Source organism: Clostridium sp. C8-1-8, from assembly GCF_009928445.1.
Taxonomy (GTDB): Bacteria; Bacillota; Clostridia; order Clostridiales; family Clostridiaceae; genus Clostridium_AR.
Genome location: NZ_JAABNO010000020.1, coordinates 1 through 26,488 on the forward strand (window position 1 = coordinate 1; position 26,488 = coordinate 26,488).

Below are 26,488 nucleotides of genomic sequence, written 5' to 3' on the forward strand. Positions count from 1 at the left end.
CGCATCTGCCTTTTCTGAACGTATGTGAAGAAATTCTGGCAGGCGACATAATTTTTATTCTTTCTTCTATTTCTACATTTAAGCCGTATTTATATACTTATCCACAACTTTATCTGAAATACAATTTACTAAAGAACAAAATATGCCACTTCACATGACAACAGCTTAATTTATGAAGCGGCATATAACTCATACATATTTTGCCATACTCATATTATATTATCTATTGCAACTTGCTTCAACAATATTATTTAAGTATTATATTATAATTAGCCTATGTTTAATAATATTGTTGAAATTAAGTTTTTATTAAGGAGATTCTATACATTTCAATACCAATTATTGAAACTTATATAATAATCCATCTTGAAGCTGAGAAAATGGTATATGGAACTCTCTTATACCAGCTACATATGGAGCAATTTCATATAATTGAAACACTATAACTATCCCATCATTATCTATATAGAAGTCTTGTTTATTCTTTATTCCCTTAAACCCACCTTGATCTTGAAAGTATTCTTCAGGATTTTTAGAAATTTCTTGTTTAATTATGCTGTTTATCTTAGTTTGATAATCATAGCCATCTTTAAACAATTCGAAGAGTCTTAATCTTTTACCTTTAACAAAGTCATAATTATATGTATTTCTTGTAGTTAACCCATGAGCTCCTCCTGTAAACTGATAATAATCAACTACTAAGCTCACAAAATCTTTAGTATTATATGGAACCTTATAAGTTGTATCTAAAGAATAAGGCCTAAAATCAACTCCCTTACTCTTCGACTCTGCTTCATCTTGCTTTGCAAGCTCGATTAAATCCTTCTCCCAATCAGTTATATCTCCCTCTACAATACTATTAAACTCCTTAACATTATTACTACTATTATTACTAATGAAAGGGAGCTTAATATTTATAGTACCGTAAGACTTGTTTTCATTAATATCTCTCTCAGAAAACTTATACCCGCTTTCTACAATAGTCATTCCTGCCATAAGTATGCATAATAATACAATAATAACTGATTTTCCTGCCTTCTTTATCATAAGTTCACTCCTCCTTATACCTTTGACAATATTTTATCCACATCATCAATAAGTATAAGCAGTTGTAAACATAAAACCCACAAAATTTAAACAACTTATCCACAGGCAAATGTGGATAGTGTGCATAATTTCCATTATATGTATTTTAGAGAATATTATTAAAGTTTCTTGGAATAATATCATTTATTAATCACATATTGCCAAAAACACTGTGTAAATAAAAACATATACTTTTTTATTTAGTCTATACTTAACAGCATTTTTAAGTATAGTTGATACTCTAAAATATCCAATATTAAAGAAGGTGACTAATTATGAATAATAAAAGGAGTGTAATTGTTAGATTAGCTATAATACTAATTATTCCACTAATCTTAATAAAATCATTATCGCTCTTACAAAAGCCTAGCTATAACCCGTTGTCTTTATTTAACTTTAACGCTTTTAGATCAGTTAAGAATACAAAAATGACAAATAGTCCTATAATTGAAAAAAGTGTTACTCATAGAACCAACTTATCTTCTAATTATGGCTCTGTAGAAAAAGAGTTATCAAAACCACAAATTAATTATGGAATACCAGTTTTATGCTATCATGATGTAAACCCTACTCCAGGAAATCCACTTTTACTTGATCCTAATAAGTTTAAAAAACAGATGCAATACCTAAAAGATAATGGATATAGCACATTAAGCATGGATCAACTCTATTCATTTTTAAAAGAAGATGGTCCGCTTCCAGAAAAGCCGGTAGTAATAACCTTTGACGATGGATATGTAGGAAATTACACTTATGCCTTTCCAGTACTTAAGGAATTTGGATTTAATGCTACAATATTTATTATAAGTGATTGCATAGATCTAGGACCTTACATGACATCTGGGCAAATTAAGGAAATGACGTCCTATGGTATAGATATAGAAAGCCACACAACAAATCATTGTGATCTTTCAAAGATGGATTTAAAAGCTCAAACTGATAATTTAAAAAGTTCTAAGGAAAAACTTGAGGATTTAATAAATAAACCTGTTGATTATCTTGCTTATCCTTATGGTAAATATAATATGTATACAAGAAAGGCAGCAGCTGCTGCTGGTTATAAGATGGGCTTCAGTTTACATGGAGCGCTAACCGACAAAAAAGATAACATATATAATTTAGATAGATTTTACATAAGCAATAACTACTCAATAGACTATTTTATTAAAATATTATCTACCAAAAGTAGATAATATTGATGTTTGTTATAATTAAGCATATTATGTTATAATATACCTGCCAAGTAAATTTATATTTACTTCTATACTTATATTTTAATCTTAAAGAAATATAAAACTTACATAATACCACTATAAATGAGGGACGGATTATATGAATAAAAAGAATACTTTTTTATGGGTAATATGCTTACTTCTAACTATTGCCATAATTTTCGTTGTATTTCTTGGAGAATCTAAGAGAAAATCAACAGTTTCAGATTCTTCAAAAACAAAAAAAAGCGAACAAGCTACTAATTCTACTAAAGAACCTAGTACTCCAGTAAAAAACGATGATGGTAATAAAACAAATAACGCTCCAGTGGAACCAAAGAATAGATTTGATGGCCTAAAACTAACTAATGCTGATAATGGCATTCCAGTATTATGTTATCATGATATAAATAGTAACAAAAGCTCAGATTTATCTTTAGATACAGATGCTTTTAAGGCTGAGATGAAATATCTTAAAGATAATGGCTATTTCACCTTGACCATGGATGAATTCTACAGCTATATAAAGGATGGTAAAGAGATACCTGAAAAGTCTGTAGTCCTTACTTTTGATAACGGCTATTCAAGCAATTATAGTAATGTATTTCCAATTCTAAAAGAACTTAACTTTAAAGCTACTATATTTGTACTTAATGATTCAGTAAATACTGCTAATTACTTATCTACTGACCAAATAAAAGAACTTTCAAACTATGGTTTAGATATTGCTGTTCATATTGGTGATGATTCTAATATTTCAAAATTAAGCCTAGACAAACAACTATCTACTTTGAAGCAGTCAAAGCAATCTCTAGAAGGGCTTATAAATAAAGGTACAAATTATATTTCATTTGGATATAGCAGCCCTAGCCCAAATACTAAAAAAGCTGCTGAGCAGGCAGGATTTAAAATGGCCTTTAACCTGCAAAATCTATTAGCAGATAAAAAAGATAACTTATATAACCTAGATAGATTTTATGTAGGCAGTAAAACCACATTAAATGACTTTACTAATATCTTAAATTCAAAAAAGAAATAGTACAACCACTTTGAAAATAATCTATTCATAAAATCTTATTAATAAAGACCCTGCATAAAGAGGTGGCAAAACCTCTTTATGCAGGGCCTTTACTTTTACAAAAATCTGTAGATTCTGAATACATTTTAACTATAGAGAGGCTTCCTCAGTCTTTATAGATTCAGATATTAGTTTATTTATACCAGAAATCTCTTTTGAGGTTAAGTTTCTCCACTGTCCTATCTTTAATCCACCAAGGTTAATATTCATTATTCTTATTCTTTCTAACTTGGTAACTTTATATCCAAAGTACTCACACATCCTTCTGATCTGCCTGTTCAATCCTTGTGTAAGTATTATCCTAAATACATTCTTTCCCTCTCTCTTTACATAGCACTTTTTTGTCACTATCCCTAAAATCGGAACTCCTCTTGACATGTTAGATATAAATTCATCATTTATAGTCTTATTTACAGTGACAATATATTCCTTCTCATGATTATTTCCAGCTCTCAAAATCTTATTAACTATATCACCATCATTGGTAAGCAGAATTAAACCTTGAGAATCCTTATCCAACCTTCCTATTGGAAATATTCTTTTTTCATGCTTTACAAAATCCACAATATTTCCTTTCACTTTCTTTTCAGTAGTGCAGGTTATTCCTACAGGTTTATTTAATGCTATATACACTAAATCATTTTCTTTTTTTATCGGTTTCCCATCAATTAACACCTTTTGCCCAACACTTACCTTGGTTCCAGTTGTAGCTTTTTGGCCGTCAATGGTAACACGACCTTGCTCTATTAACTTATCCGCGTCTCTTCTAGAGCATATTCCTGTTTCACTTATATATTTATTTATCCTTATATCTTCTTTTTTCTCATGATGGATAATCTGATTTTTTTTTCTTAAGTCCTGCTTCATTACAAATTCCTTTCAAAAATACTATTGAACCTTTTCCTTAGAGTATTCTATTTTCTTTTCATCGCCCATATTATTTACGGTTACATTAATTTTGTCATTCTTTTTGTCTTTATTATTATCTTCTATATATTGCTCTAACTTCTGAAGATCCGTATCATCTAATTTATGTCCAGAAATCACTATTAATATATCTTTATTTGATAAAAATTTCTGTTCATTCAGATACTGAAAAAGCTTAGCAATTCCATCGTCTATACTGTCGTACTGAATATTTAAGGAATCAAGAATTTTTTGATTGTTATCATTTTGAGAATAAGCGTCGCTTATCTTCTTAAATCTATTTATTTCTAAAATCAGCTTAGAATTGGAGTTAACTACTAAGGTTGTGTAATTTTCATTATATATATAGAAAGCAGTTGATCCAATAAGCACCATAAAGAAAACTACTGCAGCTATGATTTTTTTATAGTATTTAAACCCTCTTTTCTCATATCCACTTAGTTCTTGTCCTATTTTCTTATCTGATTCATTGTTCTTAATTCGCTTAAACTCTCCCGTAGAAGTTACTATGTCAGAATAGTTTTTGCTACTCTTTAATGATATTCCAATATACTCTTTACTAGTGTACTTTGATTTATTAACTATAGATAAGCTATTAATTTCATCTTTTCTTTCTTGTATATTCAAATATTTTTTCAACTCTAAATAATTTGGATTAGAAAGTAATAATACATAGCCTATTAAATAGTCTCTCCAGTTTTCTAAAGTGCTTCTAGATGCACCTATATATTTAGTAAGTTTTGAAATTGGAAGCTCTCTTTTAGATACTACTTCTTGCAGTATCTCTCCATTTTGCACAATAAAGAAAGCTACATTTAACAAGTAATTTCTTACCTCATACTTTGGTGTCTTGCTTACTAAGCTTTTATTGGTAACTCTATACAGTCTCAATTCTCTAATAAACAATGCCACTTGCTTTCCATAAAGAACTTTATTTTCTCTAATTACTTTTATTTTAGGAATGGATAAAAACGTATATTTATCTTTGTAAAAAGGATTCATACCTTATATTCCTCCAACTTCACAGCTTAAGTGTATTAATCTTATACTCTATTTCTTCAAAGCACCTTTTACAATTAACCTTTGCTTCGCTCCAACAGTACAAGTAACTAACGTTATAGTTTCATCCTTTGTTGGGCTTAATACATCTACTTCATCAGGATTTACAATAAAACTTTTTGTCACTAAATAAGTAAACTCTTTATCTTTGGTTTTTACAATTATTTCATCATTCTTTTGAAGCTTATCCAAATCTTTAAAATATTCCGCATATGTAAAGTTTCTATGACCAGCCAAACATAAATTACCCTTTTCTCCTGGTAAAGCTGTATTCTCAAAATGTCCAACAGCATACCTTAATAAATCATTTCCGGTGCCCTCTCCCACAGCAACATTTATATCTATTTTAGGAATTATAAGTATAGCTATTGGCTTAACTTTGCTTACCTCAGGGTCTTTTTGAGCACTAGAATCTTTAGGGGCAGAAGACTTATCCTCAGACTTAGTATCTTTATCAGTATTACTATCGACCATACTTTCAAATGATGCCCTAAGCTCAGCTTGTCTTTTATGAGCTGTATACTTCATATAAATAGTTGCCCCTATTAACGATATTCCACAAATTATTAAAAGCACTGCAACTATATTAATAATTTTCTTTTTCATACACTTCCCCCTAATCATTTTTATAAGTAAATCATATAATATATTATAACATAGAGTTACTTCTAATTTTAATGCCATATATAGCTAATTAATATAGGATTTTATTTAATTTAATTTTTCTTAATATTCTTTCAATTTTATGCTATAATAATATTATAAAATATTCTAGTGAGGTGATACCATGAAAAATAATATAATATATGTTGATTTCGTCCTAAAAAAGAAAGTCATTACCTCAGAAGAGTGTAAAATATCATTTTTTCACAAGATACACCTAGGACTTAAACGGATATTTTCTGGAAAATCTAATTCAAAAAAATATGTATCTGCTGTATATAAAACAAATAACATTTTATAATAGCGTTTTTGTAAACGTTTATACTATCTGTAACTCTAGATATTAACTTATAGCTGAAAACTTGTCTTACCGATGTAGGAATAATTATTAGCAAGCTAATATTTTAAGCTTATTACCTTATAACAGCTTTTGTGATAAAATACTATTCATAAACGAATATGAGGTGATAAATATGAGAATAGGCACAGGTTATGATGTGCATAAGCTTGTAGAAGGAAGAGAACTTATAATTGGTGGAGTAAAAATTCCGTTTGATTTAGGACTGCTTGGTCATTCAGATGCTGATGTACTGCTTCATGCAATTATGGATGCACTATTAGGATCTGCAGCACTTGGTGATATAGGTAAGCACTTTCCTGATACAGATATACGCTTTAAAGGGGCTTCTAGCCTAAAGTTACTTGCAGAAGTAAAACTTTTACTAGAAAAACAGAACTATAAAATAATAAATATAGATTCAACTATAATTGCTCAAAAACCTAAGTTAGCATCATTTATTTATGAAATGAGACAAAATATAGCTTCCGTATTAGGTATTTCTTTAGACCAAATAAATATAAAGGCTACCACCGAAGAAGGCCTGGGCTTCACTGGAAGACTTGAAGGCATTTCTGCTCAGGCAGTATGTATTGTTGATTAGTCTATCACATAAATCCCTAATGGATTTTGTATATCATTATCGTAGGGATTTATTTTTTATTCTTTAGGAAATTAGCTTTTAGATAAATTTTTATATAAGTATGTGTAGATGGCTAAATGCATGTATATGAGAAAGAATACAAAATAAAACTTATGCTGCCTTATAGATTTTTCTATTCTATACTTATGTCCAAATATTCACAGGTTTTTATAAGTAAGTATTCTGGGTCAAAAGGCTTGGTTATATACATATCTGCACCTAACTCAATCCCTACATTTACTTCTTTTTCTTGGGCTTTTGCTGTTATAATAAATGTTTTAGTGTGCTTTTGACATCCCACGGAACCTAATCTTCTTAGCAATTCGTATCCATCCATATTTGGTAGACTTATATCTAATAGTATCAAATCTACTGGAACTCTCTCTATGAATTCCAAAGCTGACTCTGCATCTCCAGCCTCATATATCTCAATATCCTCCAACTCCTCAAGAGTTTGCTTTATCAATAACCTTATATTATTATCATCATCTACTATTAACAACTTTTTCATAATATTCACCCTCAAATTTATTTATAGGAATAGTAAAATAAAAAGTACTTCCCTTATAAATCTCACTATCTACCCATATCTTACCTCCATGTTTTTCAACAATTGCTTTACATATCACCAATCCTAAACCAGATCCCTGTGGCTTTTCAGAACCACTAGGAATTTGCTCAAATCTCCTAAAAATCTTTTCGTAATACTGTTCTTCTATACCTTTTCCAGTATCCTCAACACTTACTAAAACTTCATTTTCATTGTATAGTGAAGCTCTACAAACTATCTTACCTTGCTCGGTAAACTTTATAGCATTGGATAGCAAATTAATTATTACCTGCAATATCTTATTCTTATCAATATATACTAAAGGAACATTATTATTAATTTCATCATTTAGTTCAATATCTTTATTTTCTATAAGAGAATATGAGATCAATATCCCCTTACTTATTAATTCTCTCAAATCTGTTTTTTCTATATTCCAATCAACCTTATCTGACCTAAGCTTTGAAAAATCCAGTAAATTATTTATAAGCGATGTCAATCGTTCACTCTCAGATATTATTATTTCTATATTTTCGCTTATCTTGCTTATCCCTGAAATAACTTTATCTATCTCTCCAGCATTGCTTTCATTATTAGAATCATTTCTATTTATGTATGGAATAACTATCTTATTTAGTCTTCTACTTATTATTTTTGCAAATCCTATAATAGATGTTAAAGGAGTTCTCAACTCATGTGAAACATCTGATAATAATTCAAAATGATTTTCTTCAGTTTGCTTAAACACAAGCAATTTATTAATGGTTTCCTCTTGTTCACTTATTATGCCTTCTAACTTCTTAATGGCTTTTCTTTTCGAATGATAATTAACTATAAATATTATTATTGAACCAATTAATATATAACAAAACAATATATCCTTAATCAAATGATTGTTAATTCTATTTATATACAAATAAATAACTCCAATTAAAATTACTTGTGAAACTACTATTAAAGATATTAATTTAAGCCTATTTTTTTTGTTGTCGCTCATAAATACCTCCATAAGTCATAATAAGTAAATAAACTATATTTATACACCTATTGACATGAAAAGGGGCAGTCTTAATGACATGCCCCCTTCATTTTTCCTATAATGTAATTTTAACTCATATAAGCTACTTATTCAATTGATTTTTTCTTCTCGTTACCATTAACGCACCTATAGCTATAACAACTATAGCTAGTATTATCATAGAAAGACTTGAAACTCCTCCAAGTTTACTTATTTGACTTACTCCAGCGCTTGTTGAAGGCTTATTGTTGTTATTTGAATTAGAATTTGTACTGCTATTTGAGCTGCTAGAATTATTTCCTTGAGTAGTATTAGAGGAATTACCACTTACTGCACTACCAGCATTTGAGCTGTTACCACTTCCTGTTTCACTTCCAGTAGTTCCAGTGTTGTTACTTCCATTTCCACTATTGCTTCCAGTATTATTGTTTCCACTGCCTGTATTGCTACTACCATTACCACTATTACCGCTATTTCCATTGTTATCTGTGCTTGTATCTACAAGCTTCTTATCTGTAATTAGGTAGTCACTGCAATGTGTTGTCTGGAAAGAAACATATCCATCTTTAACAGTACTTTCACTTATAAGGACTAAGTTACCATCCTTATCTATATAATATACAAAAACATTTTTATCATTGTACTTGCTATCAATCTTTTGCTTAATAGTTACATTACTCTGGAACTTACCATCAGGCAAATTATTGTCTATTCTTAGTTCAAGTGCCAATTCTGGTGAGTACTTAGCTTTTATATTCTTTAAAGCCGCTTGATTTTGTATATTAGGATATCTTTCAAATATCAATCCAGTAAGGCCAGAAGCAATAAGCAAATCTTTAATCTTACTTGGATCTTCAATAGTTAATGAAGTATCTCCTCTTTGAATAATAGGTTTAACCTTATTTTTAGCTGCTGCATCAAATATAGCTCTAGTTACTTCTTCTACCTGATTAGATACAACTACTTCTTTTCCAGAATTGTTTTCTTTTGATAGTTCTGCAACTACTTCTTTATCACTTGAAGGTACCTTTTTCTCCTGTACTATAAAACTAGGATCATATGCATCTTTTAATGCATCTTCGTTAATCACCACATTCTTAACTTCATCAACAAGAATTACACCACCTATAGCTGGCACTTTTACTGTAACCTTACCATCAACTACTGTATAAACTTCTTGTTTATTTAAGATGTTTGTTAACTTAGTTCCGTCCTTTATTCCTTTAGCATCTAATGTAAGCTCTACTGCTGCTGTTTTTCTATTTGCAACTACTAAAGCTTTATTATCAGCATTTGTTCTAGTAAATGCTATTATATCATCTGCATTAGTTTTATCTACATTGATTGAGTTTATATCACCGGTTCTAAGAACACTGTAGGCATTTCTTACATTAGCTAAAGTAGCATACCATTCTACTATATCCTTGTCACCTTTTCCCCAAATCATTCCTCTTCTATTATCTGGGTCATCAGCACCAACCATTCCAGCTTCGTCACCATAGTAAATACATGGAGCTCCTGGGTAAGTCATCTGTAAGAATGGTACAAGTCTTAGTTTTTGTTTAGCTTGAGCTGTTGCTTCTCCAGCTATTCCTCTTTGTCCTTTTTGCCATCCATCTAAAGCAGAAAGCACTCTTTGAGTATCATGAGAATCAACTAAATTTAGCATAGCTTCAAAAGCTTCACTTGGATACTGTTCTCTCATCTTTTCCAATTCCTTTACAGAATCAGCTGCTGAAGTAACAGTCTTGTTATCATCCTTTGTTCCCTTGGCAAAGTCTAGGACTGCTCCTCTAAATCTATAGTTCATTACGGAATCGTACATATCTCCAAGCAAGTATCTTGAAGCATCTGTCCAGATTTCGCCTATTATAACGTTATCTCCCTCTGACTTAACTGCCCCTCTAAAATGTCTCCAAGTTTCATCTGAAACTTCATTAGCAACATCAAGTCTCCATCCATTAGAACCTTGTCTTAACCACATTCTAGATATAGCATCTTGACCATCAATTATCTCATTAGCCCAAGATTTAACTTGATATTCTGAACCATTTAAAGCTTGTATAACTGGCATTGAATCATAACCCCACCAGCCTTCATAGTTATAATGCTCAGTTGGCAAGCCCACATCTACCTTGCTATTATCAATTTTAAACCAATCTTTATAGTGTAAGTCAGTTATACCCATAGCAGCCAAATCTTCAGTTACCTGCTTCTCTGCGTCTTGTTGAGTAATATTCTTAGAATTCATAAGGTCATATACTCTTGACCAATATTGATATGCTCCTATAGGTTTATTCTTAGTCATATACTTGTCATATCTATCAAAATATACGGAGTCATCAGATACATGATTAAATACTCCATCTAAAACCACATGCATGCCTTTTTCACTTGCTGCTTTAGTAAGGTTAGCAAAATCTTGCATATTACCAAGTAATGGGTCTACCTTTGAATAATCTGTTGTATCATATCTATGACTTGAAATAGATTGGCCTACCGGGTTGAAGTAAAGTATAGTAACACCTAAAGCTTTTAGATAATCAAGTTTCTTTTCTACACCTTGAAGATCTCCGCCATACATTTCATTACTCCAATTACCATCACCTACTGTACCTTTATATTCAGGATTTATCTTAGGATTTCCGTTTTCATCTTTTATTACGTTTCCATCCTTATCCTTTAGATACTCTAGCTCAGGATCTTCAGTAGTATTATACCAATTCGTATAGAATTCATATGGAGTCATTCCCCTTGAAATCTTCTGTAGGAAGTCGTTACTGTTATCTCCATTGAAGAATCTATCTGGGAAGATTTGATATACAACACCGTTTTTCATCCAATCTGGAGTTTTAAAATCTTTCTTATATACATTTAAACCATATTCTAGAACTGAAGATAAATCTCCTACTTTTCCTAAACCAAAATAACCATCATCATCACTATAAGTCTTTACATCAGATCCATTTGATATAACGAAATAATAAGTATATTGACCTATTGTCTTTAAATTCAGCTTTATTGTCCATTTATCGTGCTTTTCATCAAAAGCACCCTTCTTAGTCATTTCATATTTATTTATTCCATCTGGACCTTTTAATATAAGTTTAGCTTCTGTCAAATCATCTTTTGCAGCTTTTAAATTAAAGGTCAAATCTTCCCCTTCTTTTACTGCACCAAAAGGAAGCTTATAGCTAGAATCCTTTGAGTCAAAAGAAACCTCATCTTCATTAATCTTTACTGAAGCCGCATCATTAAATACAGTTTCAGTTATTGGATCAAAGTTAATAGTTACTAGCTTATCTTCAGCAAGATTTATTGTATTAACATTATATGTCTTTCCTGAACATTCAACTACTAACTTATCATGAACACCTTTCTTTAGGTTAATCACCGCAGAATATATTCCCTTATAGTCATTGTCTTCAAGCTTAACTTTTTCTGTAAGTTCTGGTCCGCTTATATATGCATCTACCACAGTATAGTTAGTAGAATCCACTACAAAATGACTATCATCATTGTAGTAGAAAGTAACATCTCCTGCTTTAGATACAGTTAAAGGAATATTAGAACCATCCTTTACAGCCTTCTGTCCATAGTTTTCTGTCCAGCTTCCCATAGCTACCTTATACTCATAGCTGCCTGAAGGCACATCCTTTACTGTAAGCTTATACTTACCATTTCCTACATAATCCATCTTTGTTTTATCTGATCCTGGTGTCCAAGCAGACTCACCTGCAGCAGTCTGGATAGTTCCTGCTATAACCACTTTTCTTCCTGAAAAGCCTGGGAACTTATAAAGTGAATTATCATCTTTAACTTCTGTGTTGCTAGGATCTTGAACCAAGTTTCCATCAACAATAAACTTATATTCTATATCTTTAGCCTGATCCCCTACTCTTACAGAGGTTGACCAAATACCATCATCATCTTTAGTCATCTTGATTTTATTATTTTGCCAATTAGTTATACTTCCTACTAAGTAAACCTCTTTTGCATCAGAACCTTGATATTGAAACTTAACTGTACCATTATCATTTAATACAGGACCACTAAGCTTCACTGGTGGCTTAGGTGCATCTTGAAGCCCTAGTAACTCAGCAACCTTTGAATAATTGCTTATTGAGTCATAAACTGTTTTATTCTTTTCATCAGCAACAAATACTACGTATTTTCCTGAACTAGGTATATTGACAGACACATTCCCTGATGCAGGTAGTCCACCATCATCCCAAGAGTAATTATTGACTATCTTGTATTGATAGTCTCCTGCAGTAGCAAAATATCCAGAAAATACAAATAAACCATCTTTGCTTAAAGGTTGTAACTCCCATCCTGTTGCATCAACCTTCCAGTTTACAGCTTCTCCACCATTTCTTATTGTTCCTATAATAGATGGGTTTTTTGAAGACTCTTTAACAAGAACATCATTACTAACATATCCTTGTAAATAATCTGCTATAATCGTTATTTGATTTGTACCTTTAGGTATAGTTACCTTTACATTGTCACTAACTTCACCGTTGCTCCACGCCCCATTGTAAGCCACTTTGTACTCAAGATTATATTCATTAGCCTTAGCAGATTCCTTTATATTAAAGGTTTTCTTATAAACTCCTCCACCTATATAATCAAGCTTAAAGTTGTCATCAGTAGGATCCCATGACTTACCATTTTCTAAAAGATTGTCTATATTACCTGTAAGTATAGCTTTAGCCTTAAACTGATCTGCGTTATTTATAGAATCGTATAATTTCTTTTGTTTGTAATCAAGTCTAAAGTACACTTTAGTATCTTTGTCCAACTGTAGCTTTACATTACTGCCGCCCTGAGCACCATCTTTACCATAGTTCTCATCAAAAGCTCTATTCATTGCTACTTTGTACTCATAACTTCCTGCCTTAAGATCTAATGAAGTCTCATATATACCACTTTTATACTCCTTCATTAATCCCTTAAGATTAGATGGATTCCAATTATCTGGCGATTTATCACCGAAAAAGTCACCAACAATTGTAGCCATTGCATCAGCCGTTACACTAACCTTATCCTCAGCTATTGCCGGCTTTACGTAAATATTGCTAAACATAGTAACAAATACTGTAAGACAAGCAAAAAAGCTTAGAACTTTGTAATACTTTTTCCTCATACTATCCCCCCTTATATTTATGCAACCGATTGCATTTTTAACGAAATCGTTTGCATTACAATTTATATTATACAGCTTAATAAAAATAATTCATTTATGGCTTTTACTGAATTATATGCATAGCTTTTGTGACTTATTACAATTCATTCCTTTAATGCTACATTTTAAATCCTCTCTCTATATCCGCAGTTTGCTACTAAAGCATATTATAAACATTAACTTAATCTCACCACGATGTTACAACTAATAAGAAATTAAAGGCGGCACATAAAAATGTACCGCCTTTAACTTTTTATTCACTAAAACTTAAAAGGTTTCTAAATGATCTTTTCTATTCTCCTGCTTTTCTAGCAAGTTTTCTAGATTCTTTTTAGGCATATTATCAGCATTATTCTTTATATAGCCTGCACTATTTATCATATTATCAATTATATTTTGCTCTTCGTCTTCTTTATAATTGTCGCCGTAAACAATTTTATCTTTCAATGTATCTATCTCTCTTTTTCTAGCATTTTGTATCTTTTCTGTATGTTCTAATTGATCTTCAGAGATTATATCTAAATTTTGTTCTAGATGCCTTTCTGTTCTTGTATACTTTTCTACTGTATCAACTATTTGATTTATTCTATTTTCTATTTCATGTCTTCTTCCATCATCCATAAGTATTACCTCCTTACAAGATTTTCAAAATCTATGCTTGTTGATAATTGAATTGGTTTCTCAAATATATCAAAAAAGATGTATAAAGAAACCTTTCACTAGATATATTTTATGTATAACCTACTCAATAATACTTATAAATAAATTCATGGTTTATTCATTTTAACCTTAATAAGAATCGCTAGCCAATTTATATTCTTTGTGTTATTTTAAAGGTAGTGTTAAGATACTCTCTTAAAGTTACAGACTTTACCTTACAGTAAAAAATAGAGTTTCTCCATATAGTAGAACTATCAAAATAATAAAGTATACCAATTCTCTCATAAAAAAGTTAACCTTACTTTTTCTAGAACTATATCTAGATTTAATTCTATATACAAAAAAAGAAAATAATAAAATTAATAAAATTAAATTTATATATATAAACATATTTATACCCCAATTCATCACTTTGCAATACAATGCCATAATATGAATATAATTACAATTTAATCTTATACTTTTCTACGAAAAAACAAGCTTTTTCATTATGCTTTTGCCATTGCTTTAGATTGCACAGGTAATTGCTACACAGTAAAAAAACTATATAAACGCCTATAAAACAAAAAAATCATAATCTACGATTATGATTTTTGGTGCACCATCAGGGACTCGAACCCAGGGCACCCTGATTAAGAGTCAGGTGCTCTACCAACTGAGCTAATGGTGCTTATATGGAGCGGGTAGTGGGAGTCGAACCCACCTTTTCAGCTTGGAAGGCTGGAGTATTACCGATATACGATACCCGCATATTTACTAAAATTATTATATCTAATTTCAAATAACTTGTCAACAAAATTTTAAATGGCTGGGGTGGCAGGATTCGAACCTACGACTGGCGGAGTCAGAGTCCACTGCCTTACCACTTGGCGACACCCCAACAAATACATATTCATATTATCACTTTATTATATATTTGTAAATATATTACTTGAATTACTTATATCTAAAATTGTTCTTATTAATAAATAAAAACAAACAGCACGGCATAGCGTGCTTTGGCTGGGATGGCAGGATTTGAACCTACGCATGATGGAGTCAAAGTCCATTGCCTTACCGCTTGGCGACATCCCAAAGTATGGTGCGTCTTAAGGGATTCGAACCCCTGGCCCACGCCTTAGAAGGGCGTTGCTCTATCCAGCTGAGCTAAAGACGCATTTCAAACAAAAACTATTATATTATATATTATGCCAACTGTCAACATATAATATTCAAATTAAACTATTTCTGTTAAATCTCTAGTTAATATCAATTTAAATCTTTCTGCTTTTTCCATATCTTTGTGCACTTCATTGCACAGACTAAGCCAACTAGACTCATTCATACCTATCTTTTTTTCAAAGTCATCTTCACTATCAGTTTGGAGATTAGTATTAATAACAAATTCTCCTAGTTCGGATGCTGATGAAAATACCTTCATATATAAAAATGTATCTATATCACCTAACCAGCTCATATTGAATTCTCTAGCAAACTTCTTTAGTTCTTTCATTATATTAGTGCTCGGTACATCCCACAAACTTCTTACGAAATCTACCTGCTTTTTCATAACATTTGCTTCTTCTTGAGTCAGCTTACCACTAACTACTCCCTCTGATATAATCTTCATAACATTTAATTGAGAAAATTCAGAAATATTTTTATATTTTCCTTCTATCCATTTATAAAATGCTTCTGGTAATAAACAATATTGTATATATCCTAACAACATCTTAACTTTAGGTATAGGAGTCCAAACGCTTTGGATGCCTGACTTTCTAGTAAAAATAACATAATGCATATATACAGTTTTCTCTGTTATCGGTTCATCCTCAAATATTCTAGACTTTAGAGTCTTATTACTTCTTATTAACTTATCCCAATAATCTATTGAATTATAAGTTACAATCATTTAATCACTCCCTCTATTTATTTGTAAACCTTTTCTAATTTTATTATATTCCACAGCACTTTTTAATGCAATGTTTTAAAAAAATTAGTTAATATTTTTTTATTTTCCACCTATGCTATAGTAAGACAAATTTTCAACAATTATGTGCTTGATTGTAATTATAGTTCATGATATTTTATAATTATAAAACATATAGGAGGAACTCTATGTATTGCTGCGAAGTATGTGGTAAACCAGCAGATATTCATCATATAATCTACAAGAGTGAAGGTGGACTTGACATAAATCTAAACTATAAATATTTATGTCATAATCATCATCGAGGAAAAGATGGCCCCCACCGAAATAATATAATTAACCTTAAATACAAAGTCGAAATGCAAGAAAAATTATGTTCTATTCTATATAAAGATTATTACACCTTTAATGAACTTATTAAGGTGTTAAATATAAATACTAATTGTCTTAAAAAGCTTGTTAGGAATATAAAGCTATTTAAAGAAGGCTATAAAACTGAAGATATTATCTTTAATATAATGGGTAAAAAAGCATATAATTCAGAGATGATAGAAGATTGCTTATTAGAGAAAATGCTATCTAACTATTAAAATAATTTATACCTAGTTAAGATATATAATAAAATAAGCAGGATCATTTACTAAATGATCCTGCTTATTTTATTATTGGGTTTGTTAAAGTGATGTGTTGAAATTAAGCAGTTAGTCATCCGATGCTTAGATGAGCTTACGCAAAGAATTAATATGATTTTCTCATATTCCATGGCTAAAACTGTAAACTCACTACGTTCGAACAGTACAGTTTTACTCTTTAAATAATCATAACTTCTATAATTTCTTTACTTTAATTCAAATAAAAATAACATAAAATGTCTTGATTACAAAGAGTAAAGAGTAAAAAGGTATGTCGCCTGCCAGAATTTCTTCACATACGTTCAGAAAAGGCAGATGCTTTAAAAATCATTTAATTCTAATTGCTCGCTCATATAGCATCTCCTTCATAACCACTTAATTTCAAAAATATTCTTGAACATAACCTAACATTTAAATATACTATTAGATTAAAAAGCGTATTAATTTAAGTTTCTATAATTATATATTCTGTTAATGTGCCTTATTGAAATTAACCGTAGTTTAGATATTTTATAAAAACAAAAAAAGATAGTTAAGTTATTAACTATCTTTTTTGGAGCGGAAGACGGGACTCGAACCCGCGACCTTCACCTTGGCAAGGTGACACTCTACCATTGAGTCACTTCCGCAAGATTGGTGCAGATGAAGGGAGTCGAACCCCCACGCCGTAGGCGCTAGATCCTAAGTCTAGTGCGTCTGCCAATTCCGCCACATCTGCATTGCTCACAAAAAATATTATACACTATATAAAAATAAAGTCAACACCTTTTTTTATATTTTGGAGCGGCAAACGGGATTTGAACCCGCAGCCTCCACCTTGGGAAGGTGGCACTCTGCCGTTGAGTTATTGCCGCTCAACTTTCAAGTAACATTTTACCATTTATATCGTATTATGTAAATGTGTTAAGTTTAATTTATTAATATTCTAATAAATAATTAAATTGAGCTATCATAGGTTATTTTTCAATAAGTAGTAATATTATATAATTTTACTTAATATAATTCATAAGAAATATAAATCGGAGGAACTTATAAATGAAAAATTTAGACGAAATTTTATTAGAAGAGGTAAAAAAAGCTATATCAGAGCTATACAATGATTATTCCCAAATAACCACCATTGGCATTATAGAGAAAATTACTGGTTCTCCATACACACCTTCCTACAGCACCAACAATATAGGATTAACTAGCTTTATAAGTAACTATCAAAATGAATTAGGATTAGAATTCTTAAATTATGAAAGTTCTTATGGTAATGAATACAACTCACAAACAGCTGTATGGAGATTTAGATAGTTTATCGATTATCTACTTTATACCTATTTCGTCTATAAGTTATTAAAAATTATATTGTCATCATAAATAAACAAAAGGATTATATTTTCATTTTTAATACCCATTCTAGATCTTGGAACGGAAAATATAAGTTAACAATGAATTTACATAATTAAAATATATTATGTAAGTAAGGTTATTTAAATGTAATATATAATCTATTTATAAAAATGCTACTCTAATTCTAAACAAATTGATATAACCGTATCTCCACCCAAATACTAAGTTTTTAGCTTTAAAGAAGAAATTATGTATATTCACTTAATATTTGTGATTATTTTATTTTACTGTCATATATTAATTATTAAACTTCTAACCACTTGACATTAAAATAAAATAAATTTATAATTTATAAAAAATAGTTAGTTTAATTCTATGAAGAGAAGAGTAAGCTTTGGTACATTTGCAGAGAGAAAATACATTTGGTGTAAGTATTTTTAAATGAAATTAGCTGAAAACCACCTCTGAGTAACTTTAATAAAGTTCGTCAAATCGCGTTAAGATTACTAAAGAGACTTGTTTTTTCAAGTAATTTGGGTGGAACCACGGGTATATTATTCTCCCGTCCCTTACATATAGGGACGGGAGTTTTTTATTTTTATCCAATTCTATATTAAAGTACTTTCTAAATCCAAACTTATAGTTAAAGTTTGGATAATACATCATAAATTGTGGCAACTTTAATTTAGATATAAAAAACATTTTATTACGAAGGGAGATTCACATATGTTAAAAATTACTCTTAAAGATGGATCAGTAAAGGAATTTGAAGCTGGTTTATCAGTATATGAAATCGCTAAAGGAATAAGTGAAGGCTTGGCAAGGGTTGCTTGCTGCGGAATAGTTAACGATAAAGTTGTTGACTTAAGATTCAAAGTAGAGGAAGATTGCAATTTAAGCATTTGCACATTTGATTCGCAAGAAGGAAAAGATGCTTTTAGACACACAACTTCCCACATACTAGCATATGCAGTAAAAAGACTTTTCCCTGAAACAAAACTTGCTATAGGACCATCTATTACTAATGGATTCTATTATGATTTTGATAAGGAAAATTCATTCTCAGCTGCAGATCTTGTAAAACTTGAAGACGAAATGAGAAAAATCATAAAGGAAGAACCTGAAATAGAGAGATTTGAACTTCCAAGACAAGAAGCTCTAAAACTAATGGAAGAAAAAAATGAACCTTATAAGGTTGAGCTTATAAACGATTTACCAGAAGACGAAATTATTTCATTCTACAAGCTTGGTGATTTTGTTGATCTATGTGCCGGTCCACATCTTATGTCAGTAAAAGTAATAAAAGCTGTTAAGTTGCTTAGAAGTGCTGGTGCATATTGGAGAGGTAATGAAAAAAACAAAATGCTTACTAGAATATATGGTACTGCATTCACAAAGAAATCTGATTTAGAGGAACATTTAGCAGCATTAGAAGAAGCTAGGCAAAGAGATCATAACAAACTTGGAAGAGAACTTAACCTATTTACTACTAACGAAACTATAGGTCAAGGGCTTCCACTACTAATGCCTAAAGGAGCTAAGGTTATTCAAGTACTTCAAAGATGGATTGAAGACGAAGAAGAAAGAAGAGGTTACCTTCTTACTAAAACTCCTTTTATGGCTAAAAGTGACTTATATAAGATATCAGGCCACTGGCAACATTATAAAGATGGAATGTTCGTTCTAGGCGATGAAGAACATGATAGTGAAGTATTTGGTTTAAGACCAATGACATGCCCATTCCAGTTCTCAATATATAATGCAGAACAGCATAGTTATAGAGATTTACCTTTAAGATATGCTGAAACTTCTACATTATTCAGAAACGAAGCTTCTGGTGAAATGCATGGTCTTACAAGAGTTAGACAGTTCACTTTGGCTGATGGTCATATTGTTTGTACTCCAGAACAAGTTGAACAAGAATTCAAAGATGTAGTAGATTTAATTAAATATGTTATGACTACTTTAGGTATACAAGATGATATATCATATAGATTCTCAAAATGGGATCCTAATGATAAAGAAAAGTATATAGATAATCCTCAGGCTTGGGAAGATACTCAAAACCTAATGAGAGAAATTCTTAACCACCTTAATATAGACTATGTAGAAGCAGATGGCGAAGCAGCTTTCTACGGTCCTAAGCTTGATATACAAGCAAGAAATGTTCATGGTAAGGAAGATACTATAATAACAGTTCAAATAGACTTTGCTCTAGCTGGAAGATTTAACATGGCTTATATAGATAAGAATGGAGAAAAGAAGCTTCCATATGTAATTCATAGAAGCTCTATAGGCTGCTATGAAAGAACACTTGCAATGCTTATTGAAAAGTATGCTGGTGCTCTACCAACTTGGTTAGCTCCAGTTCAAGCTAAAGTACTTCCTATATCTGACAAGTACAATGACTATGCAGAATCAGTAGTTAAGGCATTAAGACTTAAAGGTGTAAGAGTTGAAGGTGATTACAGAGCTGAGAAAATAGGTTACAAGATAAGAGAAGCATCTGTTGATAAAACTCCTTATATACTAATTGTTGGTGAAAAAGAAGCTGAAATCAATTCAGTATCTGTTAGAAGCAGAAAAGCTGGTGACGAAGGTTCATTAGACTTGACTGTATTAGTAGATAGATTAGTTAACGAAATAGCTACTAAAGAACATTAAAAAAGGCCCTATATAATAGACTATCTTTTATGAGTGTCTATTATATAGGGTACATTTTTTATCCAGTTCTACTTTTTTAATTAAATATACTATTCTATATTCAGTTTATATTACAGTTTCTTATCCTCTACTGAGTCTAGCCACTGCTCTATTGAAGTTATAATTGATTCAACACATCCATCCTCAAAAGGAGACTTTAAATTTGCATATTGAACTAAATCTAAGAAAGATTTTGTTCCTCCAACCTGACACAATTTAACATAGTCCTTCCAAGCCTCTTCTCTGTTTTCATTTGCTCTCTTCCAAAATTGAAGAGCACAAATTTGGGCTAAGGTATAATCAATATAATAGAAAGGTGATTCAAATATATGTCCTTGTTGGAACCACCATCCTCCTCTTTCCAAGAAATCGCAGCCTTCATAATTCTTATGAGGTAAATACTTCTTTTCTATATCTCTCCAAGCTTTCTTTCTTTCAGCAGGAGTTACATCCGGATTTTCATATATGAAGTGCTGGAATTCATCAACAGTTATACCATAAGGAATAAACTTTATAGCACTTCCTAAATGGATAAACTTATATTTATCTGTATCCTCTTGGAAAAATAAATTCATCCAAGGCCAAGTGAAGAATTCCATACTCATAGAATGAATTTCGCAGCTTTCATAGGTTGGGAAATTACATTCTGGAATCTCAATCCATCTAGAAGAATAGACTTGGAATGCATGCCCTGCTTCATGGGTTAATACATCTACATCACCTGAAGTACCGTTGAAGTTAGAGAAAATAAATGGAGACTTATATTCAGGTATGTAGGTACAGTATCCACCGCCAGCTTTTCCCTTCTTTGTAACCAAGTCCAAAAGCTCTCCTTCAACCATAAAGTCGAAAAATTCTTTTGTTTCTGGAGACAATTCAGAGTACATCTTTACACCATTGTCCAATATCCATTCTGAAGTTCCTTTTGGAACTGCATTACCACTAATAAATTCGAACTTTTCATCATAGTAAGTTAAGTCTTTTAAATTTAGCCTTTCAGCTTGTCTATCGTATAACTTTGAAGCAGCTGGGACAATATATTCTTTAACCTGTTTTCTGAAGTTAGCAACCATTTCAGGATTATAATCACTTCTCATCATTCTTACATATCCCAACTCTACAAAGTTGTTAAATCCTAATTTTTTTGCTATCTTAGTTCTTACCTTTACCAAATCATCATATATTCTATCTATCTCAGCTTCATTCTCCACAAAAAAGTTATACTTTGCATCAGATGCTTTCTTCCTTACATCTCTATCTTTGTTTTGAATAAAAGGAACTAACCCTGAAAGATTTCTTTCTTCTCCTTCAAAAGGAATTTTTGCCGATGCAATAAGTTTTGTATATTCTGAACTTAATTTATTCTCAAGTTGTAAGTCTTCTATTATTTCTGAAGAAAATGCTTTCAAAGAAAACTCTGCAAGAGTAAAAAACTGCTTACCTAGTTTTTCTTCAAGACTTGCTCTAAACTTTGAATTAACAATTTCTTTGTAGAAAATTGAATCCAATTCATTATATAGCGGTGAGTACTCATCCCAGTAATTTTGTTCCTCGTCATAATAAGTATCTGTAGTATCAATAGTATGTCTTATTTCAACTAATGTTCCCATTGTTTGGATATGGTTTCTTATCTTATTTATTTCTTTAATACATTGATATTGTTTTTCTGAGTTATTAGCGCCCTTTAGCTCAGCTACAATGGAAATAAACAACTCTTTAACCTCTTCATAGTTTGGTCTTTCATATTTGAAATCTTTAAACTTCATTCTTTTGCCCCCTTTTAATTATATTATTAATCACTAATTTGAACCTAAAAGCTTAAAGGTTAAATTTAGTAACTTTACTAATATTATAATATATAAAAATAATTTTTAATAATAAATTTTTTTAATTAAGTTATTATTAACTCATTTTCAGATATTATATAATCAATTTTTTCATCATGGTTCTCAGTAGGTATAAAGTCTAAAATTTGAAAATCATAAGCAAGAGCAACCTTAACTATATTCTTATTTTCTTTAAAAAACTTGTCATAATAACCAGCTCCATACCCTAATCTGTCTCCAGTTCTAGAAAAAGCTAAACCAGGAGTTACTGCTAAATCTATTTCATCAGCTTGATCCGCTATACTACTAAATTCAGGCTCCAAGATACCAAATGGAGGAACTTTTATTAATTCATTTATAGACTTTATTTGAACAGGTTTCATAGTCTTCGATACCTTATCTACTTTAGGAACAAATACCTTTTTACCTAAATCAATAGATATATTTATTATTTCATGGGTATCTATTTCTTCTTCCATAGATACATAAATAAACAAAGCTCTTGCTTTTTTATATTCACTCATATTTAATAGTCTATCTTTAATTGTATTATCTGAGCTTAATTTAACCTCTTTATCCAAAAGGCTTCTTTTATTCTTTATTAGATTCCTATAGTCCTTTTTATTCATATTTATCTCCAATCAATATAGATACTATATAAACATATTAAATATATATATTCTATATTGCAATAGGATTTCAACCTTTATCCACTATGCTTTTTAGTAACAACAATATCTTTATGCGGAGTATTTATTTCAAGGTACATTTTATCTTCTTCATCAATGTTATATGTAATATTATGAATACTATCATCATAATATCTCTGTCTATATTTTTTATTAAAAAAATATTTAAAAAGCCCCATTTTTACTCTCTCCATTCTATTAGGGATATTATGGATTTATTTTGCATTAAATTACTAATTTTTATACACGATTTTAAAAATTAGTATTAAGGGCATTTTTGACAGTGAATTATATTTATATTCGCTTTTTATCTTAACCAGCTGTTCTGATACCTTAATATTGTTAGATTTAAATAGCAACTCTTTTTATACAACTGGTCTTAACAGAAAAAAAAGTGATAGATTGCTCTATCACACATGAAAGGGAAAAGTAAGGTTTTATATATGTTTTATTATGATTATTAAGAAATAGCGTATTAAACTTTTTACAGATCATCAATATTGTTTTAAATAGAGAAAAAAAATAAAGGCACTTTTACTTTATAGTAAAAGCGCCTTTGCTTTATATCTATATAATAATCACTTTATCAATACTTGTCAATACCTTTTTTCACTTTATTAAGTTTTACGCCAATAATATATTTTTTTATTACCACAAACCCAAATATATTATTTTAATGTCAATTAGTTTTTATAAATTTTAGCAACATCTTTATCATCTTTTAAAATAAAATTAGTCTTAAATGAATTAATATATTTGCTATTCTGTTTTAAAAAACTATTAATATCATCCAAAATATCTATTATACATGCATCTACTTTATTTAAATATTCAGTTATATCAAAGTCGCTTACTTCAGCCATAGCTTCTATAATAGTTCTTTCATTTCTAATGTAATTATTTATATAGTTATTAAAATAATATGCTTTTTTAGATATCTCTATGTATTTATCATTTACTAGTTTAATAAAATCATTAAGTTGATCATATAATTTTTTATTTCTTACATGATAAAAGTTCTTCCTATTCAACTTAGTCATTTTAAAATCAATAATGCTATGATATGTATCTTTATCGCTATTATTCTTCAATTCATTCATCTTACAACAGGCTTTACTTATCTGGAGTAGTATACTATAAATATCTTTTGATATATCACACTCCAAAATAGTCTCTACTATTATTGAATTCTTTGAATAACCTTCTATATAGTATTGCTTATGACTAGTTAAACAATCATCTAGCTTGATTATCTTTTCTATCAACAGCTTAGATGTTTTTTTCACATTATCGCAATAACTATATAGGGAATCTATTTTTTTAGCTAAAATCTTATCCTCATATACAGATTTATAATTATTATTTATATCTACTATAATACTTTTTATGAGTTCATTTATTATTTTCATCGCCCTCCCCCTCTTTACTTATACAAATTGAACATGCTTTCAAAAATAACTTTGTCTACAGGGGGGCTAAACAAGAAACCTTGAACGTGATAAAAACCAGCATTTCTTATGAACTCTAGTTGTTCATTATTTTCTACACCTTCAATGATAACTTTTTTATTAAATTGATGTATAAACTTAAAAAACTTATCTATACTCTTTCTTTTCTCTTCACTATAGCCTATAGAATTTACGAAAGACTTGTCTAATTTTACGATATCAAAAGGAATCTCAATAAAACTTAGTACCGAAGAGTATCCTATTCCAAAGTCATCCAACACAACCAATATTCCTAATTCCCTCATCTTATTAACTATGTCTACAGCTTTCTCATGAGGCTCCATAAATATCCTTTCAGTAATTTCTATCTGCAAGTACTTAGGTTCTAACTGGGTATCATCTAGTATACTAGTCAAATTAGGTATAAAATTCTCATCATAAAACTGCCTATGGGAAATATTTACTGATAGTGCAATGGGCTTATAGCCACTTTCTTGCCATAACTTATTCTGCTTGCAAGCTTCTTTTAATATCCAGTAGTCAAACTCATTACTTAAATTACTATTCTCTAAAGCATTTATAAACTGGTTAGGCATAAGTAATCCATTAGTTTCATGCTCCCACCTCACTAATACTTCCGCAGAATCAATACTATCATTGATTACATTTACTTGCGGTTGAAAATATAATCTAAACTTGTTCATGTGAAAAGCCTTCCTTAAATCAATATATAATGACTTTCTTAAAAGCATTTCATCATATTGAGTTTTATTAAAAACACAATAACAGTTTCCACCTTTAAGCTTAGCCTCTTCTAAAGCACTCTCACAATATCTCAGTATTTGATTGTTATCTATAAGCTTATCCGCATTAGGAACAGCTCCTATACTAACTGTAATGTAAATTTGTTTACCATCTATAACTAGTATCTCCCTAAGCTTATTAATCAACCTTGTTAATACAAAGCTAAACTCATCTTCGGATGAATTCTCGCAGCTTATGTATATAAATCTATCCCCACAAAATCTAAAAATCATATCATAACTAGAAGATGTGTTTTTTATTATGCTCATAACTCTATTTAATAATAAATCCCCAAAGTCATATCCATAAACCATATTTATAGATTTAAAGTCATCAATATTAATAATTGCCACCCTTACATTCCTATAATTTCTAATATAATCTTCAAGTATCATATTTATTTCTTTAAAAGAGTAACTTAAATTATAAAAGTTAAGCCTAAAAATCTCTTTTTCTTTACTAATATTCACATATTTCACTCCTTAATTGACTTCTAGTTGATAATAATTTATATTACTATTACAAAATAAATATTTTGTCTAAAAATACGGTGTATTTTTAGAGTTTATTCTTATCACTTCATCTGTTTTTCCAAATTCGAACTAAATTTCTTTATATTTTTCATATTTTTTTAAATTAATTTCATCTCATCATTAAAATTGCCCCTAAAAAATTGGTTATATAGTCATATTATGTTATAATATTTTGGACAAAATATT

Annotated in this window: 20 protein-coding genes, 8 tRNA genes and 1 other annotated feature; of the genes, 6 read left to right on the forward strand and 22 right to left on the reverse strand. The window is 30.2% G+C overall.

From position 1 onward, the window contains the following. Positions 1–339 precede the first annotated feature (339 nt). Positions 340–1,047, reverse strand: a complete 708-nt coding sequence (locus GXK57_RS18010; protein ID WP_160678965.1) for a DUF3298 and DUF4163 domain-containing protein — start codon at positions 1,045–1,047, stop codon at positions 340–342. A 314-nt stretch (positions 1,048–1,361) separates the two neighbouring features. On the opposite strand from GXK57_RS18010, the gene GXK57_RS18015 reads away from it, so the two are divergent. Together GXK57_RS18015 and GXK57_RS18020 are read left to right on the forward strand one after the other, a co-directional pair. Continuing rightward, positions 1,362–2,279 (forward strand): polysaccharide deacetylase family protein, encoded by a 918-nt coding sequence (locus GXK57_RS18015; protein ID WP_160678967.1) that lies wholly within the window; start codon positions 1,362–1,364, stop codon positions 2,277–2,279. A gap of 139 nt (positions 2,280–2,418) precedes the next feature. Further along, on the forward strand, positions 2,419–3,336 hold the full coding sequence (locus GXK57_RS18020) for a polysaccharide deacetylase family protein (RefSeq protein ID WP_160678969.1): 918 nt from the start codon (positions 2,419–2,421) through the stop codon (positions 3,334–3,336). Positions 3,337–3,465: 129 nt separating this feature from the next. Here GXK57_RS18020 and rluF read toward each other — a convergent pair whose 3' ends face one another. Genes rluF through GXK57_RS18035 form a run of 3 tightly spaced genes read right to left on the reverse strand, consistent with a single transcriptional unit; the run spans position 3,466 to position 5,967 of the window. Beyond that, positions 3,466–4,242, reverse strand: coding sequence for a 23S rRNA pseudouridine(2604) synthase RluF (gene rluF, locus GXK57_RS18025; protein WP_160678971.1), 777 nt, complete (start codon positions 4,240–4,242; stop codon positions 3,466–3,468). Between the two features lie 21 nt (positions 4,243–4,263). Then, complete coding sequence (locus GXK57_RS18030) at positions 4,264–5,304, reverse strand: hypothetical protein (protein WP_160678973.1); 1,041 nt, start codon at positions 5,302–5,304, stop codon at positions 4,264–4,266. Between the two features lie 48 nt (positions 5,305–5,352). Then, on the reverse strand, positions 5,353–5,967 hold the full coding sequence (locus GXK57_RS18035; protein ID WP_160678975.1) for a class D sortase: 615 nt from the start codon (positions 5,965–5,967) through the stop codon (positions 5,353–5,355). A 530-nt stretch (positions 5,968–6,497) separates the two neighbouring features. Here GXK57_RS18035 and ispF point away from each other — a divergent pair. Continuing rightward, complete coding sequence (gene ispF, locus GXK57_RS18040; protein ID WP_160678977.1) at positions 6,498–6,965, forward strand: 2-C-methyl-D-erythritol 2,4-cyclodiphosphate synthase; 468 nt, start codon at positions 6,498–6,500, stop codon at positions 6,963–6,965. Between the two features lie 172 nt (positions 6,966–7,137). Here the strand turns inward: ispF and GXK57_RS18045 are convergent, their stop codons facing one another. The 10 genes from GXK57_RS18045 to GXK57_RS18090 all read right to left on the reverse strand — a co-directional run bounded on the left by GXK57_RS18045 (position 7,138) and on the right by GXK57_RS18090 (position 16,311). Next, entirely contained in the window at positions 7,138–7,515 is a 378-nt protein-coding gene (locus GXK57_RS18045; protein ID WP_202127743.1) for a response regulator, read from the reverse strand. Beyond that, on the reverse strand, positions 7,490–8,551 hold the full coding sequence (locus GXK57_RS18050) for a HAMP domain-containing sensor histidine kinase (protein ID WP_160678979.1): 1,062 nt from the start codon (positions 8,549–8,551) through the stop codon (positions 7,490–7,492). The genes GXK57_RS18045 and GXK57_RS18050 overlap by 26 nt, the downstream gene beginning before the upstream one ends. Positions 8,552–8,675: 124 nt before the next feature. Further along, a complete protein-coding gene (locus GXK57_RS18055) occupies positions 8,676–13,721 on the reverse strand; it encodes an alpha-amylase family glycosyl hydrolase (RefSeq protein ID WP_160678981.1) in 5,046 nt (1,681 codons plus the stop codon). Between the two features lie 306 nt (positions 13,722–14,027). After that, on the reverse strand, positions 14,028–14,381 hold the full coding sequence (locus GXK57_RS18060) for a hypothetical protein (protein WP_160678983.1): 354 nt from the start codon (positions 14,379–14,381) through the stop codon (positions 14,028–14,030). A gap of 633 nt (positions 14,382–15,014) precedes the next feature. Further along, positions 15,015–15,090 (reverse strand) — tRNA-Lys (locus GXK57_RS18065). Positions 15,091–15,095: 5 nt separating this feature from the next. Further along, a tRNA-Gly gene (locus GXK57_RS18070) sits at positions 15,096–15,169 on the reverse strand. A gap of 56 nt (positions 15,170–15,225) precedes the next feature. Continuing rightward, a tRNA-Gln gene (locus tag GXK57_RS18075) sits at positions 15,226–15,300 on the reverse strand. A 119-nt stretch (positions 15,301–15,419) separates the two neighbouring features. Continuing rightward, positions 15,420–15,494, reverse strand: a tRNA-Gln gene (locus GXK57_RS18080). A 5-nt stretch (positions 15,495–15,499) separates the two neighbouring features. Continuing rightward, positions 15,500–15,576 (reverse strand) — tRNA-Arg (locus tag GXK57_RS18085). 60 nt (positions 15,577–15,636) lie between these two features. Continuing rightward, positions 15,637–16,311 carry a hypothetical protein gene (locus GXK57_RS18090; protein WP_160678985.1) on the reverse strand — a complete coding sequence of 225 codons (675 nt, stop codon included), beginning with the start codon at positions 16,309–16,311 and terminating at the stop codon, positions 15,637–15,639. Between the two features lie 206 nt (positions 16,312–16,517). Here GXK57_RS18090 and GXK57_RS18095 point away from each other — a divergent pair, with 206 nt between their 5' ends. Further along, complete coding sequence (locus GXK57_RS18095) at positions 16,518–16,919, forward strand: HNH endonuclease (protein WP_160678987.1); 402 nt, start codon at positions 16,518–16,520, stop codon at positions 16,917–16,919. Positions 16,920–17,515: 596 nt separating this feature from the next. On the opposite strand, the gene GXK57_RS18100 is transcribed toward GXK57_RS18095, so the two are convergent. From GXK57_RS18100 to GXK57_RS18110, 3 genes are all read right to left on the reverse strand, one after another. Beyond that, positions 17,516–17,590: transfer RNA gene (locus GXK57_RS18100), tRNA-Gly, on the reverse strand. Between the two features lie 5 nt (positions 17,591–17,595). Then, positions 17,596–17,679, reverse strand: a tRNA-Leu gene (locus GXK57_RS18105). A 61-nt stretch (positions 17,680–17,740) separates the two neighbouring features. Continuing rightward, positions 17,741–17,815 (reverse strand) — tRNA-Gly (locus GXK57_RS18110). Positions 17,816–17,996: 181 nt separating this feature from the next. Here GXK57_RS18110 and GXK57_RS18115 point away from each other — a divergent pair. Next, entirely contained in the window at positions 17,997–18,260 is a 264-nt protein-coding gene (locus GXK57_RS18115) for a hypothetical protein (protein ID WP_160679013.1), read from the forward strand. Between the two features lie 405 nt (positions 18,261–18,665). Then, positions 18,666–18,872 (forward strand) — a binding site (T-box leader). A gap of 153 nt (positions 18,873–19,025) precedes the next feature. Then, the gene (gene thrS, locus GXK57_RS18120; RefSeq protein ID WP_160679015.1) at positions 19,026–20,963 is read left to right on the forward strand and encodes a threonine--tRNA ligase; all 1,938 of its coding nucleotides are present in this window, start codon (positions 19,026–19,028) and stop codon (positions 20,961–20,963) included. 110 nt (positions 20,964–21,073) lie between these two features. Here the strand turns inward: thrS and GXK57_RS18125 are convergent, their stop codons facing one another. The 5 genes from GXK57_RS18125 to GXK57_RS18145 form a co-directional block, all read right to left on the reverse strand. Continuing rightward, positions 21,074–22,768: a M3 family oligoendopeptidase gene (locus tag GXK57_RS18125; RefSeq protein ID WP_160679017.1), complete on the reverse strand. Its 1,695-nt coding sequence runs from the start codon at positions 22,766–22,768 to the stop codon at positions 21,074–21,076. 125 nt (positions 22,769–22,893) lie between these two features. Continuing rightward, positions 22,894–23,457 (reverse strand): 5-formyltetrahydrofolate cyclo-ligase, encoded by a 564-nt coding sequence (locus GXK57_RS18130; RefSeq protein WP_160679019.1) that lies wholly within the window; start codon positions 23,455–23,457, stop codon positions 22,894–22,896. 77 nt (positions 23,458–23,534) lie between these two features. After that, positions 23,535–23,696, reverse strand: coding sequence for a hypothetical protein (locus GXK57_RS18135; protein ID WP_160679021.1), 162 nt, complete (start codon positions 23,694–23,696; stop codon positions 23,535–23,537). A 504-nt stretch (positions 23,697–24,200) separates the two neighbouring features. After that, a complete protein-coding gene (locus tag GXK57_RS18140) occupies positions 24,201–24,926 on the reverse strand; it encodes a hypothetical protein (RefSeq protein WP_160679023.1) in 726 nt (241 codons plus the stop codon). Between the two features lie 14 nt (positions 24,927–24,940). After that, positions 24,941–26,239 carry a bifunctional diguanylate cyclase/phosphodiesterase gene (locus GXK57_RS18145; RefSeq protein ID WP_160679025.1) on the reverse strand — a complete coding sequence of 433 codons (1,299 nt, stop codon included), beginning with the start codon at positions 26,237–26,239 and terminating at the stop codon, positions 24,941–24,943. Positions 26,240–26,488 lie beyond the last annotated feature (249 nt).

Bases quoted from the DNA above. Each gene is read 5' to 3' on its own strand.
- GXK57_RS18045 (WP_202127743.1), bottom strand. From the start codon at position 7,515: ATGAAAAAGTTGTTAATAGTAGATGATGATAATAATATAAGGTTATTG.
- GXK57_RS18130 (WP_160679019.1), bottom strand. From the start codon at position 23,457: ATGAATAAAAAGGACTATAGGAATCTAATAAAGAATAAAAGAAGCCTT.
- GXK57_RS18055 (WP_160678981.1), bottom strand. From the start codon at position 13,721: ATGAGGAAAAAGTATTACAAAGTTCTAAGCTTTTTTGCTTGTCTTACA.
- GXK57_RS18135 (WP_160679021.1), bottom strand. From the start codon at position 23,696: ATGGGGCTTTTTAAATATTTTTTTAATAAAAAATATAGACAGAGATAT.
- GXK57_RS18060 (WP_160678983.1), bottom strand. From the start codon at position 14,381: ATGGATGATGGAAGAAGACATGAAATAGAAAATAGAATAAATCAAATA.
- GXK57_RS18115 (WP_160679013.1), top strand. From the start codon at position 17,997: ATGAAAAATTTAGACGAAATTTTATTAGAAGAGGTAAAAAAAGCTATA.
- thrS (WP_160679015.1), top strand. From the start codon at position 19,026: ATGTTAAAAATTACTCTTAAAGATGGATCAGTAAAGGAATTTGAAGCT.
- rluF (WP_160678971.1), bottom strand. From the start codon at position 4,242: ATGAAGCAGGACTTAAGAAAAAAAAATCAGATTATCCATCATGAGAAA.
- GXK57_RS18125 (WP_160679017.1), bottom strand. From the start codon at position 22,768: ATGAAGTTTAAAGATTTCAAATATGAAAGACCAAACTATGAAGAGGTT.
- ispF (WP_160678977.1), top strand. From the start codon at position 6,498: ATGAGAATAGGCACAGGTTATGATGTGCATAAGCTTGTAGAAGGAAGA.
- GXK57_RS18035 (WP_160678975.1), bottom strand. From the start codon at position 5,967: ATGAAAAAGAAAATTATTAATATAGTTGCAGTGCTTTTAATAATTTGT.
- GXK57_RS18140 (WP_160679023.1), bottom strand. From the start codon at position 24,926: ATGAAAATAATAAATGAACTCATAAAAAGTATTATAGTAGATATAAAT.
- GXK57_RS18095 (WP_160678987.1), top strand. From the start codon at position 16,518: ATGTATTGCTGCGAAGTATGTGGTAAACCAGCAGATATTCATCATATA.
- GXK57_RS18050 (WP_160678979.1), bottom strand. From the start codon at position 8,551: ATGAGCGACAACAAAAAAAATAGGCTTAAATTAATATCTTTAATAGTA.
- GXK57_RS18030 (WP_160678973.1), bottom strand. From the start codon at position 5,304: ATGAATCCTTTTTACAAAGATAAATATACGTTTTTATCCATTCCTAAA.
- GXK57_RS18090 (WP_160678985.1), bottom strand. From the start codon at position 16,311: ATGATTGTAACTTATAATTCAATAGATTATTGGGATAAGTTAATAAGA.
- GXK57_RS18010 (WP_160678965.1), bottom strand. From the start codon at position 1,047: ATGATAAAGAAGGCAGGAAAATCAGTTATTATTGTATTATTATGCATA.
- GXK57_RS18020 (WP_160678969.1), top strand. From the start codon at position 2,419: ATGAATAAAAAGAATACTTTTTTATGGGTAATATGCTTACTTCTAACT.
- GXK57_RS18015 (WP_160678967.1), top strand. From the start codon at position 1,362: ATGAATAATAAAAGGAGTGTAATTGTTAGATTAGCTATAATACTAATT.